Below are 18,640 nucleotides of genomic sequence, written 5' to 3'. Positions count from 1 at the left end.
TTACTTTTACATAAATTCTAAATAACTTAAACTTATAGTAATTCACATAAATTTTACTTATGATTTAATTTAGAAAATTAATTCACGACTCTTATAAAAAAATAAATCCCAGATCCAATAGGTTGGAAATTTACAACAAAATAGTGTTACGCTGCGTTCTTTAATCTTTGTAATTATAATTCTATGGATCCAAATAATTTACTATAGATAAACAAATCATAAACTACATAATATATTTTGAAATATAACTCAAATAGAAATGAGTCGCATACTTTTGTGGAATGTTTCATAAGGAATTTTTATGGATGTGATTCTTAGAATAAAAGTTGTTCCAAAATGCTAGTTCAAAGCTTTGTCTTTGAGGCTAGCGTTTTGGGTACAACTTTTATTCTTAGAATCGCCCATAAAAATTCCTTGGGAACTGGAACAAAAGTATGCGACTCATTTCGGTGAGTTTATCACATAAGTTTTAGTTTGTTTTTCCATAATTGGTCTTACCATTTTAAAATATACATGTTATAATCTTAATATTAATATGATTATTTTAAGATAAAGGGGAAGTTATTATGGCTATAATTGAAATTCCATACTCAACAAAATCTTTAAAAGTAAACGTTGAAGATAAAAATCTAAAGGGGATATTGGTTTCTAAAGCAAATAGTTATAAAGCTGATTGTTCACAAAATGATATAGTAAATAGATCACTGGATAATTGCATCGGAAGCAAATCCTTAGAGGAATTAGTAAAGGATAAACATAATATGGTTATTATCACCAGTGACCATACAAGACCTGTTCCAAGCAAGATTACTATGCCTATTCTGCTTGAAAGAGTAAGAAAGGTAAATCCTAGTATAAATATAAAGATACTTATAGCTACAGGTTTTCATAGACCAACAACAAAAGAGGAAATGATAAATAAATTTGGACAAAACATAGTTGATAATGAAGAAATAATAAACCATGTTTCTACAGATGAAGATAGTTTAGTAAGTGTAGGAATTCTGCCTTCTGGAGGTGAACTTTTTCTAAACAAATTAGCTATGGAAACTGAATTACTAATAGCAGAAGGATTTATAGAGCCTCACTTTTTTGCTGGATTTTCTGGAGGAAGAAAAAGTATTTTACCAGGCATAGCATCAGCAAAAACTATAATGGCAAATCACTGTTCAGAATTTATTAATAGTAATCACGCAAGAACTGGTATTATAAAAGATAATCCTATACACAAAGATATGCTTTATGCTGCAGAAAAATCAAACCTTGCATTCATATTAAACGTAGTTATCGATGAAAATAAAAATATCATAAATGCATTTGCTGGAGATAGTAAGCTTGCACATGAAGAAGGCTGTAAATTTGTTATGGATCTTTCAAGTGTAAAAAGCATAGGGGCTGATATTGTAGTTTCAAGTAATGGAGGATATCCATTAGATCAAAATCTATATCAAGCTGTAAAAGGTATGACCGCTGCAGAAGCCACTTGTAAAAAAGGTGGAGTGATTATTATGATAGCTGCTTGTAATGATGGTCATGGTGGACAATCTTTTTATGACACTGTAGCAAATTCTAAAGGACCAGAAGAACTTCTTGAAAGAATATTAAAAGTACCTAGAAATGAAACTATACCTGATCAATGGGAAATTCAAATTTTAGCCAGAATTTTAAGTAATTATACTGTAATCGTTGTTACAGATGTGTGTGATCCAAATATGATTACAAGTATGCATATGAAACATGCCTATACTTTTGATGAAGCTTTAAGCCAAGCCTATAATATAAAAGGTAAAGATGCAGATGTTGTAGTTATTCCAAATGGTGTAGGAGTAGTGGTTGAGAAATAAAGAGCCATAACTTAAAGAAATAGATAAAAAATTTGTATTAACTCCTATAATGCACTATAAAAATTATAGGAGTTAATGCAATTCTAATTAAAGCTGAGGCTTTCTAAATATAAGAAAATCTCAGCTTCTAAGTATATTAGTACTATTTTTCAACTACTCCACTTACTGATTCAAACTTAAGAAAGCGTGTGCCTTGAAAAGTTAATGTTCCCCATTCATGTTCCGGAATGTTCCTAAAAACATGCCCTCCAACTGTAAATTTCAGTTCACTTCCAGTCTCTAATTCAAATTTCAAAATTAATGTTTCATTGGTTGTCATTACTCCATTGCTATCTGTATTTGTATATACGTCCCTTTTTTTCTTAATAAGCTGTGCCTTAGTAGATATAATTGGTGAGTTTTCATTTTTAATATATCTGCTTACACTCAAAAAAATTATAAAAGCGAAAAAAATAAAAAATATTACCTGAAATCCAGCCATATACTAATCCTCCAAATTTTAAATTCTAATTAAGATATTTTTATTCACATTTATCAAGTTTTATTTGTTTTTCACCCCATTTATACAATTCATTCAATGCAGGAAGTAATGATTTCCCTCTTTCAGTTAAAAAATATTCAACTTTTGGCGGAATAGTTTCATATTGAGTTCTAACAATAAGATTGTGCTCTTCTAGTTCCTTTAAAGATTTCGTTAGCATCATATTCGTAATGCCTTTAATTTTTCGTTTTAATTCATTGTATCTAACAGGTTCCGCTTCTGATAAATACCACATAATTGGCAATCTCCACTTTTGCCCTACAATATCAAGTGCATATATAACAGGACATTCGGTCTCATAAATATTATCATCAGGAAATACTGTATCACAACTAGTATCCTTCTTCATAAATTATACCTCATAAAATTCAATAGTATATTTTTTATACTGACACAGAAAAAACTGCATACTTGTACATTTATTCCTTATAATTTACTATTATAACAGAAAACATTGACTATAATATAAAATTAATTTCAAAAAAAGGAGTGCTATCATGAAAGTTTATGCTATCAATGGAAGTCCAAGAAAAAATAAAAATACAGCTACTTTGCTTCAAAAAGCCTTAGATGGAGTAAAAGCCTCAGAAAAAGATAACGAAATTGAAACTGAAATAATTAATTTATATGATTTAAACTATACGGGGTGTAAGAGCTGCTTTGCCTGCAAAAGACTTGAAGGTAAAAGTTATGGCAAATGTGCAGTAAAAGATGATATTTATGAAGTTTTAGAAAATCTATCTCAAGCTGATGGAATCATCTTTGGAACTCCAGTATATTTCGGTAATATAACTGGCCAATTGCAATCATTTTTAGAAAGATTATTATTCCCTAATTTTGAGTATGATAAAAACTATACTTCAATCGCACCAAAGAAGATGGCAACTGCATTTATTTATACAATGAATGTTTCAGAAGAAATAATGGACATTGCTAATTACAAATTAACATTCAGTAAAATAGAATCTTCTATAGAACGCATATTCACAAAACCTCAAATAATGTATAGTAATGATACCTATCAATTTGATGATTACTCAAAATATAAATCTGATGCATTTTCTGAAGAAGCAAAAACAGAACATAGAAAAGTTCAGTTTCCTTTAGATTGTCAAAAAGCATTTGAAATAGGTGCTATTTTAATAAAGTAATATATAAAAATAATATAGTTGAATAATATTATTTTTTAATCTGAAATTTATATCATCTATTTATAAAATTTAGACTTACGATATAGGATTCTATATTGTAAGTCTATTAAAATATTATATACTCTTTTGTATCAATTACAACTTTACATCCTATATGAGGCGACGACATCATTGGTACTTCTTTATCTCAAAGAACTAAAGTTGCAATAATTTAGCGGTTACTATAAATTTTCTTGGAAGTGAACCATATTAATTAATACTTGTTTTACAAGGTTAAAAAGAACTTATTTATATGATCATACCCAATATTGTTTTTTCATCAATGCTATTTTCAGCTGAAATTGAATATGATATACCATCCTTTTCCCAGGTAGCTAAATTATATTCTTCACTTTTGTTTCCTTCCAAATTCACGTTTAGTCCATTTACTTTTAATGTATCATTTACTTGGTAAACATTATAATCACCACTTATATTATCAATACCTTTACCTGCTCTAAAAATTATATTATTATTACCATCATTATAATCTACCTGAATTATTTCATTTGATATAACACTTATGTTTCCCATTTTAAATCCTTTTGACAAAGTTTTTAAAGGGCTTACTTTTAAATTTAGCGCTTTTTCAGCTTCATCTAGTGTCTTATATTCCTGCCTATAATTTTCGACTTTCTCTGCTGCAACTGATGTGCCCAAAACACTATTATCTTCATTATTTTCAGGTATTCTATTTTGCATTATATCTTGATCTTTTGTTTTAGATTCTGTGCTTGTCGGATTCTTATTTTCCTTTTTATTAATATCTCCTTCAGGATTTGTTTTTGACAAAATCTTTGAATCTTCTATAGATTTATTATCATTATTTTGTGATGTTTGGCTTTTCTCTGCCTCTATGCTTGAGTTCGACTGTAAATTATCTTTGTCTTTTTCTTCTTGTCTTATTTTGGAGCTGTCACTACTCTCTCTTTTGACATAACTATCACCATTATTATAATTACTATTATTTTTCCCTACAGTTTGATCTTCCTTATTGTTATTGTTAGAAATTTCTTTACTATCTTTATTGTTAACATAGTTATTATCATTATTAGTTTTTAAGTTATTATTCTCATCATCATTACTCTTTACCGTTTCTTTCTGCTCTAAATCATTAGGTGCAGGTTTTAAAAGCATAGGATAATTTTTAACTACACTTAAACATAATACTATAGCACCACATGCTGCTACCATCTGCATATTTTTTTTAAAGTTGTAATATTTATTTATTTTTGGTTTAGTAGTTTTAATTTTCAAGCTTTTTTCTGCATTATTGTCATTTTCATTTGCAACTAAAACATTTTGGAGTATTCTTTTTTTCATTTCATCATTCATTACTATCTTATCAATTTCTTCTTTATATTTCTTGTTCAAAATCATACTCCTCCTTTAGCTCTTTTTTCAGCATGTTTCTTCCTCTACTAAGTAATGATCTCACTGTTGCTTCTTTCCTATCTACTATATTTGATATTTCAACCGTAGTATATCCTTCATAATAATATAAATGAATGATCTCTCTATATTTTACTGGGAGTTTTAGTACCTGATTCAAAACATGGTTGTCCTTATATTCATCATAATAAGGCATGTCCATTAATTCTACATGCTTTTTAAACCAGGCTGATTTTAATTTATTTTTACAGATATTTCGTGCAACACAAATAAGCCAATGCTTTTTATGGTCTTCGCTTTCAAATATCTCTATATTTTTAAGCAGTTTCACAAAAACATCTTGAACCGCATCTTCAGCATCATATATATTCTTCATGTATGAATATGCAAGTCTCAGCAGCATATCTCCATAATGATCTAAATCTTGTGAAATAATTTCATCCGTACGCAATGAAACCTCTTTCATTAAAAAACTCATCCTTCCATCCAGTAGCACAATATGATATTTAACATTTCACATAAACTTAAGTGGTAACTAACCGAAAGCAAATATATTTTTATTCCACAAGGACTAGGAAATTGAGCTGTTTCACAAAAATGTATTTGCTTTCTGGTGTGTATATCCACTTAAATTTAGTGAAAATTGAATAAATTAACTAGTAAAAGTAAAACTGATAATTGGTTTATCTATAACCCCAAACTAAATTCATCCTTATTAGTCTTGTCACTACTTATGTTACTTATTATTTATTTTTTTAATATATACTTAAAAAGTACTTTTTATTATTTTGATTATATCGTCATGTTTCATGCCATCATTTACTGAAATAGAATATGACATATTATTCAAACTCCAAGTCGCAACTTTAATAAGATTATCATCTCCTTTTAATCTTACATTGCTGCCATTTATATTTACAACAATATTAGTCTTATAGTTATTATAGTCACCACTTATATCCTCAGTTCCCTGTGCCATTCTAAATAAAATATCATTTTGTTTATTTACATAGCAGATTTGAAATAAATTTCTAGATATAGCGTTTATATATTTGATATTATATTTACCTAATAATTCTTTTGGTACTGTAACTTTAAATTTTAGTGCTTTTTGAGCATCGTCTATAGTATCAAAGCCTTCAATAGGATTAATTATATCCAATTCATCTTCATTTTGATTTACTGTAGTAGATGCAGACTTACCATCCCATTTCCCGTTTTGATCTACCTTATATCCATCTGGAGTCTCTGTATTTAATGCCATTTCTCCATTATTCAACAAATAATACCAACTGCCACTATATTGAACCCATCCTCTTTGCATTATGCCACTATTATTCATAAAATACCACTTATTATTTATTAACTTCCATCCAGTTGTCAGCTCTCCATTATGTGAATATATCCATTGTCCATCTTTATTCCTTACAAAAAAACTTCCTACTGTTTTTTGATCATTGAATAGGGAATTATATAAATTTATTGGCACGTATACAGTATTATCATCTATTATAGTTTCTGCACCTAATACATGCATCACAGCTAATACCATAGTATCAGGATCAGTACTTGTATACCCAAAACCATCTGTTCCTACATAAACATTTATTTTAATTTTACCATTGTCTAATCTTACAGTTTTATTGTCCTTATCCGCTTCAACTTTAAAACCAAGACTTTCTGCTGTAGTTTTAAGAGGAACCATAATCTTACCTTTATATATTAAAACTCCGTTTCTTCCAAGTTCAATATTTTTTCCGCATATTAATACCTTATTAATATCTACATCCTTAGGTGCATAGTTAGATATTGGAAAAGCATCTTCAGTAACCTCTGAATGAAACTTTTGAGTATTTAAATCTTCGGCAAATGCTTGAGCAGACATTCCCATAATTGTTACCGCTGTTAAGAAACCTATCATTAATTTTTTCATAATATTATCTTCTCCTTCTAAGTTAGACACAATCAAAAATAAAATTGTATTTATTTTTATGTCTTTACATCTTAATTTTTCCTTTTAGGCACATGAAAGAAAATAACAAGTCCAAAATTGCCATGAGAAGATTTTAGATGCAGAAAAGTTCCGAATTTCAGCTTAGCTGCTCTTTCTCAATGTGCATATTTATTTCATCAGTACGGAAGACGGATAGCACTCATAGTGGACCGGACATATTAAGGTTATCCGCCTAATCAGCATGATAGAATATATACTGACAGATGGACTAATTATTTTCTTTATTGTTCCTTATACTAGTAATACAATCCAACTTAGAGAAGTGTTGCAAAAAATTCTTAAATTTATAAAAAAAATTTAAGAATTATATTTTGAATAAAAAAGTAAATCTAACCATTAAACCTTCACAAAGACCGCCTTAGGTAATTCTGAAACATGACGTATTTAGACCGCTTATGCAAAAACAATCAATAAACCAGTCATAATGAAAATTCCTAATATTATGCTAATAGAATTAGCTAGTGCTGGACTTGGATTGTCCGAGTCTATCATTTTGCTATATACTGCCGATATTGTAGACAAGGGAGCAAATAAAACAACTATAATCATTTGTTTTGCTAGAATTGGAACTGGTAAAAAAATATAAAAAATACAACTAAGAAGTACATTACATAAATACCTCATTCCTAACAGTTTAGTAACTGCTTTTACTTGATTCTTTGTAATATTAATTTCTAATATAATTCCAATCATGAGCATTGCAAGAAATGCATTAGCAGACCCAATCATGGAAGCAATAGTCGTAACTTCTTTTGGGATTGATATTTTTAATGCTGACATAATAAATAAAAATATTAAGACATCAAATGGAACTGATCTTAATAATGTCTTAATTAACTTTTTAATATTTAATCTTCCACTACCATCTACTTCATTTTTAGCCAATGCATAGGCTCCCCCGAGTACCATAAAAGCATTCCCCATATCAAACATACACATATAAAGAAGCGCAGTTGGTTCAAAAAAACTGGCTGCAAATGGAATAGCAAAGTTACCTACATTGTAACCAGAGCAATTAATTATACTAATAGCTCTTTCAACTGGCGAATTTCTTCGCTGTATAAATTTCACAAGAACAATATTAAATAAATTACTAATTAAACCTACTAAAATAATGATAATTGCCACATAATTTATGTTCATACTACTTGCCCCAGCAATTAATGCCGCTGGCAATGTTATATTCATGACTATTTTAGATAAAAAAAGTCCATCTTCTTTTTTAAAAAACCCCCTTTTCTTAAGTGTATATCCTATAATCATGATACAAATAAATCCTAACGATTTGACCAGTACTTCTTTCATTTAATCCTTACCTTTCCAATAAACATTTTTCACTCAATATATCCATATTTAGATATCAAGTGAAACTTGATTCAGGTGGGGTTTGATCCCCATCTGAATCTTAGTTGAACTTATCCAGGAGCGTGCAGCCGTTATCTCACATTTGAAGAAGCTTGAATATTACGGATGCTAGCTATCGGATAAATCTCGTTACATTATATCTTTTTTTTATGCAATAAATCAATCATAATGATAATCTTCTAGTAATATAAAATTATACTATAAAATTCACATTTTCTCACAATCAGCCGAGATCACTTCTGAAATCCTAAGGATTGAGATTCCTAAAGACTAATATCTGTATCACATTACCTATTAGTTCATAAACTATTTATATGAAAAACTATAATATAAAGGAGCCGTTATGCATAATCGTTATTTGAGGGATGATATGGCAGTCCCAAGTATTGTTTCTTTAGTACAAGGAGATGTAAATGGCGATGGAATACCTGATACTGTCTATTTAACAGGTATAAAAACATCAGATAGCCCATTTACTCAAGACATTACCCTTGTAATACAAGATGGAAGAACAGCCAGATTTATAAGCGTTCCTCTCATTGATAATTCAGGATATAATCCAAAGCTTTCTTTATGGAAATTTACCGATAATGGTATATATGATATCTTCATAAGTATTGATTCAGGTGGAAGTGGTGGGATAATGTATCACTATATTTATTCCTTTATAGACAATACACCACAATTGCTGTTTGATTTTAATTCATACAACGAGAAATACAACTATAATGTTACTTATAAGGATAACTACAAGGTTGAGGTTGACAGTAGACAAAATGATAAAAACTACATTATAGATATATCCAATAGAGATGATGAGTATTTGAATGAAATATATTACGAGAACGGTAAACTAAAAAGTCCCATTAGCGGATTCGTAAATCCTTTGAGTGGCCTATATCCTGTAGACTTTGATTCAAATAATGTATATGAGCTGTTAGCCTATCAAAGGATAGCCGGAAGATATAACGCAGATTCTTTAGGCTATGTTTTAAATACCCTAAAGTGGAATGATAATATGTTTATTTTAGATAATCAGTATGTGGCTATTTTTCAATGAAAATAAGGTATACAAAAATTTGTATACCTTACACTTATTATATTATAATCTCTTCTTTTCTATATTAATTTTCTAAATCGAATGTTCATTCTAATAACAATAAAAAATAAATAAACTCTATAAACTTAATATAGTTTTTACTAATTAGAATCCTAAATAATCTCCTACAACTACTACAGTGATATCAGTCAACCCTGGTTTCTTTTTCATTACTGAATATGTTCTGCAAATTCTATTTTTTACTTGGCAATTAACACATGTTCCTGTTTTTGTACATGGATTTTGAGTGTTGAGTCTCATATTATTCATTGGTGCTGCTGTATTTTTTAATCTTTCAAATGCTGCTGCCTCATCTTTACATACTTTATCAACACTAACTACAATAATTACTTTCTTAGGACCAAAGTTCATAGCTGCTATCCTATTTCCCCAAGCATCAACATTTACAAGCATACCATCTAAAGTAATAGCATTGGTGCTGCAAAGATATAAATCACTTAACATTTCTTTTTTTGCTATTTCTCCTTTTTCCTCTAAAGTTAAGCCATCAACACTGTGATCTAATACCTCTGCTCCAAGTGCTCTAGCCTTATCTTGAATTCCCATATTATATATTGTCATTGAACCAGGAAATCCCACTTTAGATTCTGCTGTAACATGATTCATTACAAAATCCGAAGCTTCTTCCATAGTTGACACATATAAAGCATCAAAATCATTTTTTATTAATGAATCTACCACCTTTTGCCAAATAGTTTCCTTATGCCAATTTTTTATTTCATTTGTATTCATTAATTATTCCTCCATCTCTATTTTTTGCATTGAACGTTCATTCTAATATCATTACAAAGGAGACAAGAGTTTTTCACAATTTTATTCTTCTAAATCTCCTATATATACGTGTGAATTTTAAAATTCGTTCTCTTTTTTTCTTGCAGCATTCCAGCATGCATAGATTGCTGTTTGAATAATATCATCTGTAAGATTTGTAATTCCCTGAAAATATGATTTTAATAAATATACCATAGACCCATAATGCATTTGAACCATTAACTTAGGCTCTAATTCAATAAATAACTTTTGTTCAATAGCTTTTGAATAAAGCTTAGCAACTTCATTGCACCAAACATCTTCATTTACTTTTTTCTTTACTTCATCTGTAATATATGGAGAAAATGAATATTGCTCAATAAACTGAAATGCTCTTGAATAACTCATTGCAAATTTAATAAAGTTTTTCCAAACTCCTTGAAATCTGACTTCAAGACCTTCATTTGAATCAAAACCTTCTAATACTTCATCAGACTGAGATTTAACTATTCCCTTAAAAAGCTCATTTATAATATCCTCTTTACTATTAAAGTAATGATAGATACTTCCAGTGGATATCCCAGAAACCTTAGATATTAATGACATTGATGTTGCCTGTAATTCTTTTTCACTTATAAGCTCAAGGGTAGTCTCTAAAACTGCCTTTTGAACTTTGTTATATTCTTCAAACATTTTTTAATCCTCCGTATAAAATTGTAATTCTTGTTAGATAGAATGTTCATTCTAATTATAATTTAATATTTTTTTAATGTCAACATTTTTTATATTTAGACTATTCTTTTACCTTCCTCAACGTAAACCTCAATATCTTCAAACAATAGACTCTTATTAAGCATATATATCTTTCATAAAGGTTTATAAACTTTTAAATTTATGATAAAATCAAGTATAAAATTTCTTAAGAAATAAGACAAAAGTTAAGCGTCAAAGAAGAGGTAATTACATGAAAACGATAGTACCCCATTACTATAAAGATTTTAAATGCTCTGCTTCAAAATGCACTGATACTTGTTGTGCTGGATGGGAAATTATAATTGATGATGAAGCCTACAGCCATTATAAGATGGTATGCGGTGAATTTGGTGAGAGATTAAAATCTAACCTAACCTTATATGAAGATGGAGAGCATGGTTTTGTATTACAAAATGGTAAATGTCCATTTTTAAATACAAATAATCTTTGTGATATCTATACTGAACTTGGAGAAGAAAGTTTATGCTATACCTGCAAGACTTATCCAAGATTTGCAGAGGAATATAGTGATATGCGTGAAATAGGAATATCATTATCCTGTCCAGAGGCTGCAAGATTAATCATTAAAGACTCTAAACCAGCTACTTTTGAGGTTTTAGAAGATGACGAAATAATAAATATTTATGATGATATAAATTCTGATATTTCTGTGCAGCTAATATCTGCTCGAAAAATGGCTATATCTATGCTGCAAAATCGTTCTATAACTTTAAATCATAGATTTGCACTATTAATTAATTTTGCTCATGATATTCAGGAAGAAATAAATAAAAATAAGTTATCCAAAATTCCAGATATAATACATAATTATTCTAAAGACGCTTATCAGAAAGAGCTTATTAATGAATTTGATAAGTATAAAGCAAAGCAAGCTGACAAGTATAATAATATGCTTAAATGTATGAGTGCATATAAAAACCTTAATCCTATTAATGATAAGTGGCCACAAATAATAGAAAATGCTATTAGATGTTTTCATAAAAAAGAAGATATTACTTTTTATCAAAAACAATATGATGGTTTTAATGAATATTATGAAAATAAAACCTATGAATATGAGAATTTAATGGTATATTTTATATTCCAATATTTTATGAAAGCTATTTTTGATGAAGAATTATACTCTAAAGTTACATTAGCTGTTATGAGTTATCTTATTATTAAAGAATTAAATGTGGTAAAATGGATTGATAATAAATATAACTTTGATATAAATGATCAAATAGACATAATGCATATGTATTCTAAAGAAATAGAAAATTCAGAGAAAAACCTTTATGATCTTGAGGAAATGTTTAATATGAACGAAATATATGATTTAAAACAACTACTTATTTTAATAATGAATTAGAAATAGGCAGGCTATTTTTTAATAGATAGACTGCCTATTTGTATCTTTAATTCTTATAAAAATTCCTTTATAATACTGTTTCCCCATATTGCTTCTGAAACACGAGGTGTTCAAGTTGCTAAAGATGTTCTTTAAATCCCTGAGGATGATTGCACTTGGTAATTTTTTGAACCTTTGAGATTCTTGTCATGAGTTTAGAACTGGCCTGCTAAAATTCATTAACAATTTTAAATTTTTTTATATCGCGCTCTCCTTTTATTATTACATCACTTAACAGCCAAGTATTTTCCCCTTCTTTTTGGAACTTCCAATATTGTATAAACGTCTTAACTTTATTGCTTCCAAAAAGAATTTCTCCATCAGTTTCATCTACAACATAATCCTTTGCTCTATATTTAATCAAAAACCAAACAACATCTTCATAGCTATCATGATGATGAATAATTCCAATAGGATCTGCTTCTATAAGTTCAAGTTCGTCTATTACCCTTATTATATTATTAAAAAAGTATCTTTTACATTGTGCCTGCTGTATATTATAAAATTCACTGCTTATGTATTTTTCACACATTTCAAAATTCATTTGTTCCAATGATTCATTTACTTTAAAAAAGGTTTCTTTTACAGTGCTTCTAAGAAAGGCATAGGCAATATTCCTTGAATCTTTCTTTATTGTATTTATAAATTCATTTGTTTCTTTCTTTTTTTTATTAATCTCATTGTTATATAAAAGCTTATTAATGTAATAATCATCTATTTTAAAAATATGAATAATAACTAGTACTAAGCTTAAACTTACTAAAAAAGTAGCTTTTATAGGAAATATTCCTCCATTATAATACCATTTAACAATATCAGGCAACCCTAACTTATTTAAAATTACTACGCATAATATTATTGCAATAGCTCTTTTGATTTTATAAAAAAACAAATCATTTATATCTTCTCTATCGTATTCTCTATTTTTATCAATAGTCATATAGGTATAATATAATTCTTCAGAGTTACTTAATGTGTCAATGGCCTTATTGATATATTTATTCTTTTTATTAGGTTTATCAAATATCTCCCACATATTATTCCCTCCTGGATTTCACTTTCTTTATTTTAGCACTTTAGCTTACCATTAGATTTATTTATGGTTCTTTTGAGTTTGTTCCTTCTGTCTTTCTTAATTCCAAACAGAAATCTTGTCACAGGTAGTCTTCTGAATATCTCATACATTATAATTGTTAAAATAAATGACGTTCCCATAATTACAAAATATTGAATTACTGGTACTCTAACAGTTTGAACCACTATAAAACCTACAATTACTATAATAGATTGATGAAAAATATATATAGGAAATATTGCTGATGTAAAATATTGTGTAAACTTATTATTAAATTCTAAAAATTTTTTACCTAATCCCATAATTGCCAAAATACCAATCCAGCCTAAAACTCGCTGTTGAACTTCCCATAGCAAGCCATGTGAAATACTCATTTGGTACATAGTGCATCTCATTATAATCAGTATCACCCATGCAAGTCCTAAAGGAATACGATATTTTTCTAGCCTTGCCTGCACTTCTTCCATACTTAAAATAAAATATCCTAGTAAAAAATCAGCTGCAAATTCTCCAATACTCTTCCCCCCAATATCTAGTATTGGAGCAGCTAACAGTATTATTAAAAACATTGGTACAATCTTCATTATAGTCATGGACTTTCCACTTATTTTGTTTTCTTTGTTTTTATACCATATGATAAGAGGCAGTGTTATTATTGATATTACAAAAAGATATAATATAAACCATGTTTGTCCAGGTGTAAAATGTCCATCGTAACCACTCCAGTCCGTTAATGAGAAATACACTGCAAAATGCTCTATATAACTTCCAATATAGTTATTAAAATATCTATCTGCTATATATGCCTGAACTGGTATCACCAACAAAATTGATGATATTAGAGGAATAAACAATTTTAAAAAACGTTCCTGTATATATTGCTTTACTGTCCTATTCTTTAGTGAATATACAGCAGAGACTCCAGCCAAGGTAAATAATCCTGACATCCACCATGGATATACTGCAAGGTCCAGCATAGTTGCACCAAATAAAGCCTTACTATGCACATACCAATTTTCACCCCATCCATTAAATATCATGGCTGTGTGAAATGGAAATAGCATTAATATACATAGAATTCTAATATTATCAATATAATATTTTCTCATGTTAACCATTATACCCCTCAACAAATTGAATTGGATGACTCTTAATTTTATTTATATTCATAGTAATCACCATTATATCTTCTTCACAATATAATCAACGAAGCCTTGCTTAATTTTTTCACTTTGATATATTCTTTCTATAACTCTGCTTTCTTTGCATAGTATTTTCATATCCTTAAAATACATGTCAGGTTCATCTTCTTCAAAATATGAATGTATTACAGGCATATCATCATCCATTTGCTCATATTGATTTTCACCAAGGGAGACGCCTGTCCCACAACGATGATCTTTTGTAGTAAGAAAATTAACAAAAAGCAAACCATCTTGCTTTAGTACACGTTTCATTTCAGTTATAGATTTTAAAACATCTGCTTTTGTCATATGAAATACTGAATTATAAGAATATACAAAACTAAATGACTCATTTTCAAATTTTAATTGCCTCATATCTCCCTTCTTAATATTCAAACACTGACTTTTCAATGCTGCATATGTATTGGCCTTTTCTAATTGTCTTTCGTCAAATTCTATTCCATGTGTTAAATATCCATATTCTAAAAATAAACTTAGTGGTGGACAGTCTCCCCCAGCTCCACAGTCTAATACGTTCTTATCCATAGTTGTCTCATTGCAGTGCATTATAAATCTATATAATGGTACTTGCTTAAATATTTCATTCATTTTATCTTCCCCCTTATGTTTTATGCTACATTATGCGTGAATTATATCTTATTTATTGTTCTACCCACGAAGCAACATATTTATATTACTTATATCTCTTATTTTAATCATATAAATTACACTTATTTCCTTATTATAACATACTTTACAAACATGACGTCTAGTATATTTTTATGGACATTACCATTTAGCTGCTGATTGATTTGATAGATTAATCATAATTAATCGGTGAGTATGCACATAAGTTCCATTATCACTGAGGAACCCTACAATTAAAAAAACAACTTAAATAATAAAAGACTGAGAATCATCTTTTTTTGATTTTCAGCCTTTTTATAATCTTAACCTATTTATATTAATTTCTTTCCCTTTGAGGTATTTTCCATAAAGAATTCTTGCAGCTCTTATAAACATACTAAGCGTTTTCTGATACAACCGTCGTTCCTGAAATATAATCATGAATAGCCCTATGTGATAGCGTACTTAAAACCAGAATTCCAGACGCAATTGTTAAAATTCTGCCTGCTATTCCTAGATAATATTCAAAATAAAAACCGGTCACAAGAGTAAGCAGCTGTATTAAATAACTTGTTATAACAATTGCTGTTCCCTCTATCACCATGAGCCCTATAATTTGTCTTATTAAAAGGGTTTTTAAATCTATATCTGAATAGTCCTTTTTGACTATTTTAATCTTAACCAAATGCTTTCCAATTGTCTGACCATGGTACTTTTTATAAGGGATATATATATAATAAATTAGGGCTGCAATAAAACAAAGACTACCAGCTAAATATGCCCATCCGTTTGAATATCCCAGACTCGCAAACACATAGAGATTGCTAAACATATCCCCTTTCTTTGTCACCGCACTATAAATTAAAACTGCAGGGAATCCTGTGATAATTCCTCCTAAACACCAATCTATGATGTATGCCAGTAGCCTTTTTGATATGCTCACATTCGATGGATTCCTATCCACCCATGATGTCAGTTTTTTCCATGATTTATGCATAAAACATTCCTCCTATTTTGAATACAAATAATCCATGGCTTTTTTAAAACGCTTTAACCCATCTTCAACCTTTGAGCGACTGCATCCTAAATTCATCCTCAAATATTTTGCGCCATTCTTCCCATAGGTTTCACCCTTCATAATAGCAACTCCGCCCACATTTACTAGAGCATCCTGAATCTGTTCAGAAATGAATGGAACTCCCCTTCCGTCTATCCATGCCAAATAAGTGGCATCTGGTTTTTTAAATTTGAAGTCCGGTAGCTCACTCTTAATAAAGTCCTCCACCAGCTGCATATTGCCACGAATATAGTCATTTAGCTCGTCGATATAATCATCGCATTGCATATACCCTACCATTGTGGCATACATTCCAAATATACTTGCAGAATTCAAAAAATCTCTTTTTCTGGTATGATATAAAAACTCATTTCTCACCGTCTCGTTTGGTATCATCACATATGAACCAATCAATCCAGGGGTATTAAATGTTTTACTAGAAGAAGATGCTGTATATAGCTCATCATAATCATGGATATAGGATAAAAGTGGTATCTGTTTCTTTTCCCCAACCTGTATATCCATATGTATCTCATCCGAAATTATCTTTGTATTATATTTTTTACACAATGATATCATGCGTTTCATATCATCTTGTGACCATATCATACCCGTAGGATTATGTGGAGAGCATAAAAGGAATATTCTGCAGTCCTGTACTTGTTTTTCAAATAGGTCAAAATCAATCTCAAATGAACCGTCTTTATGAATTAAATCATTTGATACCAATATGCGATCATTATCCTCTATGACTGTAAAAAATGAGTCATACATAGGATTAAATGTCAAAATCTTATCTTTGGGAGCACTTAGCAACCTGATTAATAATGATACTGAATACATAACGCTTGTACTATATAAAATCCAATCTTCTTCAATGCATGTATTAAATCTTCTCTTATAATGTTCTGTTATAGAAGATTTGAAATCATGATGATTCCACCTGGTATATCCATATATCTGATGGCTGGCAACTTGAAGAATTTTTTCAGTAATTGGTTTTGGAATAGTAAAATCAGTATCTGAAATTGAAAATGGTATTAAATCTTTTTTATGAAAGCGATCTTCAATATAATCCCATTGTGTAGAATAGGTTCCCAAACGATTATGAACTTCATCAAAATTATATTTCATCTATTTCACCTCCAAAATCATATAATCCTTTGTAGTTTTATTGAGGGGGACACCTCTGCCATTAATAATAACCACATCATCTTCAATACGCACGCCTCCGATACTCGGAACATAGATTCCAGGCTCGCATGACATCATCATATGTTCCTTTAAAATAGTCTTACTTGAAGAATTCAAAATTGGCAATTCGCAGCCATCACCAATTCCAAGGCCGTGACCAAGGCCATGATTAAAATACTGCCCATATCCATTTTTCTCAATAACATCCCTGGCTGCCTTATCTACGACACTTGCAATAACGCCAGCATTGATAGCTTTTAATCCTGCCAGCTGTGCTTTCAAAACGATATCGTAAATTTCTTTAATCTTAGGTTCAGGCTCTCCCATAAAGCACATACGCGTCATATCTGACTGATAATTTTTATATTGGATCCCAAAATCAATCATAATTGGCTCATGAGCCTTGACTCTGCGTCCAGTTGGTCTGCCATGTGGAAAAGCAGTCCTCTCTCCAGTTGCTACAATTGTATCAAAAGACATTTGCTGCGCTCCTGCTGCAATTGAATAATATTGGACCAAAGCGCTTATTTCATACTCTGTCATTCCTAAATGAATATTTGCGAGCACCTTCTTATAAATATCGTCTGTAATATCAACTGCCTCTTGCATGATATCTATTTCTTCCTGCTGTTTAATAATACGTAAATCAGCTATCTCTTCATCTAATAGAATAATCGGGACTCCAATTTTTTCAACATCTCTGTATTCTTTCACTAACATCTGAGAAGCTTCACCCCCTAAATTGCGGCAATGTTCTTTCTTCAATATATCTTGAGCTGCCGATAGATAACTACATCCCATTTCATGAGGTGAGTGAAGAATGATTTCAAGATCATGTTCTTTTTCTTTAGCTTCAGTCAAATATCTACCGTCTAATATAAGGAACCCTTTATTTTTAGTGATTAAGACATTGCATCCGCTGCCTGTCATAGTTGATAACCATTTTTTCATAGTTTTGCTTTTAATAAGCAGAGCATCAATATTATTATGATTCATGAACTCATGTATTTTTTCTATCCTTTTAGCCATATTATCACCATCCTTAAAAATGAGGAGCTGTCACATTAAGAAATTTAACTACGATATGTTGTCTTAAGATTTAGAAATCTAAAACAATATATCG

At 29.7% G+C, this 18,640-nt stretch carries 18 protein-coding genes; 4 read left to right on the top strand and 14 right to left on the bottom strand.

Annotated features, from left to right (window positions below):
- Nucleotides 1-566 precede the first annotated feature (566 nt).
- Nucleotides 567-1,844, top strand: a complete 1,278-nt coding sequence (larA, locus tag D2A34_RS20030) for a nickel-dependent lactate racemase (protein WP_119367787.1) — start codon at nt 567-569, stop codon at nt 1,842-1,844.
- A 142-nt stretch (nt 1,845-1,986) separates the two neighbouring features.
- On the opposite strand, the gene D2A34_RS20025 is transcribed toward larA, so the two are convergent.
- Nucleotides 1,987-2,325, bottom strand: a complete 339-nt coding sequence (locus D2A34_RS20025) for a DUF2500 domain-containing protein (RefSeq protein WP_079439436.1) — start codon at nt 2,323-2,325, stop codon at nt 1,987-1,989.
- 40 nt (nt 2,326-2,365) lie between these two features.
- Nucleotides 2,366-2,734 (bottom strand): winged helix-turn-helix transcriptional regulator, encoded by a 369-nt coding sequence (locus D2A34_RS20020; protein ID WP_119367786.1) that lies wholly within the window; start codon nt 2,732-2,734, stop codon nt 2,366-2,368.
- Nucleotides 2,735-2,882: 148 nt separating this feature from the next.
- Between D2A34_RS20020 and D2A34_RS20015 the strand changes: the two genes are divergently transcribed.
- Nucleotides 2,883-3,536 (top strand): flavodoxin family protein, encoded by a 654-nt coding sequence (locus D2A34_RS20015; RefSeq protein ID WP_119367785.1) that lies wholly within the window; start codon nt 2,883-2,885, stop codon nt 3,534-3,536.
- Nucleotides 3,537-3,824: 288 nt separating this feature from the next.
- Here D2A34_RS20015 and D2A34_RS20010 read toward each other — a convergent pair whose 3' ends face one another.
- The 4 genes from D2A34_RS20010 to D2A34_RS19995 form a co-directional block, all read right to left on the bottom strand.
- Nucleotides 3,825-4,955, bottom strand: coding sequence for a hypothetical protein (locus D2A34_RS20010; protein WP_119367784.1), 1,131 nt, complete (start codon nt 4,953-4,955; stop codon nt 3,825-3,827).
- Nucleotides 4,933-5,433 carry an RNA polymerase sigma factor gene (locus D2A34_RS20005; protein WP_079439432.1) on the bottom strand — a complete coding sequence of 167 codons (501 nt, stop codon included), beginning with the start codon at nt 5,431-5,433 and terminating at the stop codon, nt 4,933-4,935. Before D2A34_RS20005 ends, D2A34_RS20010 begins: the two co-directional genes overlap by 23 nt.
- A 300-nt stretch (nt 5,434-5,733) precedes the next feature.
- Nucleotides 5,734-6,900, bottom strand: a complete 1,167-nt coding sequence (locus D2A34_RS20000; RefSeq protein WP_119367783.1) for a stalk domain-containing protein — start codon at nt 6,898-6,900, stop codon at nt 5,734-5,736.
- 474 nt (nt 6,901-7,374) lie between these two features.
- Nucleotides 7,375-8,286, bottom strand: coding sequence for an AEC family transporter (locus D2A34_RS19995; RefSeq protein WP_147357752.1), 912 nt, complete (start codon nt 8,284-8,286; stop codon nt 7,375-7,377).
- A gap of 403 nt (nt 8,287-8,689) precedes the next feature.
- Here D2A34_RS19995 and D2A34_RS19990 point away from each other — a divergent pair, with 403 nt between their 5' ends.
- Entirely contained in the window at nt 8,690-9,406 is a 717-nt protein-coding gene (locus D2A34_RS19990; protein WP_079439429.1) for a spore coat protein, read from the top strand.
- 144 nt (nt 9,407-9,550) lie between these two features.
- Here D2A34_RS19990 and D2A34_RS19985 read toward each other — a convergent pair whose 3' ends face one another.
- Both D2A34_RS19985 and D2A34_RS19980 read right to left on the bottom strand, forming a co-directional pair.
- The gene (locus tag D2A34_RS19985) at nt 9,551-10,198 is read right to left on the bottom strand and encodes a lactate utilization protein (RefSeq protein WP_119367781.1); all 648 of its coding nucleotides are present in this window, start codon (nt 10,196-10,198) and stop codon (nt 9,551-9,553) included.
- A 117-nt stretch (nt 10,199-10,315) separates the two neighbouring features.
- On the bottom strand, nt 10,316-10,909 hold the full coding sequence (locus D2A34_RS19980) for a TetR/AcrR family transcriptional regulator (protein ID WP_119367780.1): 594 nt from the start codon (nt 10,907-10,909) through the stop codon (nt 10,316-10,318).
- A 271-nt stretch (nt 10,910-11,180) separates the two neighbouring features.
- On the opposite strand from D2A34_RS19980, the gene fliB reads away from it, so the two are divergent.
- Entirely contained in the window at nt 11,181-12,341 is a 1,161-nt protein-coding gene (gene fliB / locus D2A34_RS19975) for a flagellin lysine-N-methylase (RefSeq protein WP_119367779.1), read from the top strand.
- A gap of 208 nt (nt 12,342-12,549) precedes the next feature.
- Here fliB and D2A34_RS19970 read toward each other — a convergent pair whose 3' ends face one another.
- The 6 genes from D2A34_RS19970 to D2A34_RS19945 all read right to left on the bottom strand — a co-directional run bounded on the left by D2A34_RS19970 (nt 12,550) and on the right by D2A34_RS19945 (nt 18,546).
- The gene (locus tag D2A34_RS19970; RefSeq protein ID WP_119367778.1) at nt 12,550-13,416 is read right to left on the bottom strand and encodes a Tim44 domain-containing protein; all 867 of its coding nucleotides are present in this window, start codon (nt 13,414-13,416) and stop codon (nt 12,550-12,552) included.
- A 32-nt stretch (nt 13,417-13,448) separates the two neighbouring features.
- Nucleotides 13,449-14,564, bottom strand: coding sequence for an acyltransferase family protein (locus tag D2A34_RS19965; protein ID WP_119367824.1), 1,116 nt, complete (start codon nt 14,562-14,564; stop codon nt 13,449-13,451).
- Nucleotides 14,565-14,636: 72 nt separating this feature from the next.
- On the bottom strand, nt 14,637-15,248 hold the full coding sequence (locus tag D2A34_RS19960) for a class I SAM-dependent methyltransferase (RefSeq protein WP_119367777.1): 612 nt from the start codon (nt 15,246-15,248) through the stop codon (nt 14,637-14,639).
- 415 nt (nt 15,249-15,663) lie between these two features.
- The gene (locus D2A34_RS19955; protein ID WP_079439423.1) at nt 15,664-16,263 is read right to left on the bottom strand and encodes an RDD family protein; all 600 of its coding nucleotides are present in this window, start codon (nt 16,261-16,263) and stop codon (nt 15,664-15,666) included.
- A gap of 12 nt (nt 16,264-16,275) precedes the next feature.
- Entirely contained in the window at nt 16,276-17,457 is a 1,182-nt protein-coding gene (locus D2A34_RS19950) for a MalY/PatB family protein (protein ID WP_119367776.1), read from the bottom strand.
- Nucleotides 17,458-18,546 (bottom strand): M24 family metallopeptidase, encoded by a 1,089-nt coding sequence (locus tag D2A34_RS19945; protein ID WP_119367775.1) that lies wholly within the window; start codon nt 18,544-18,546, stop codon nt 17,458-17,460. It lies immediately after the preceding gene.
- Between the last annotated feature and the right edge of the window lie 94 nt (nt 18,547-18,640).

The organism is Clostridium chromiireducens (assembly GCF_003575225.1).
Classification (GTDB): Bacteria; Bacillota; Clostridia; order Clostridiales; family Clostridiaceae; genus Clostridium; species Clostridium chromiireducens.
Note: the sequence above shows the minus strand (reverse complement) of the source record. Positions and strands in the feature narration are given on the sequence as shown.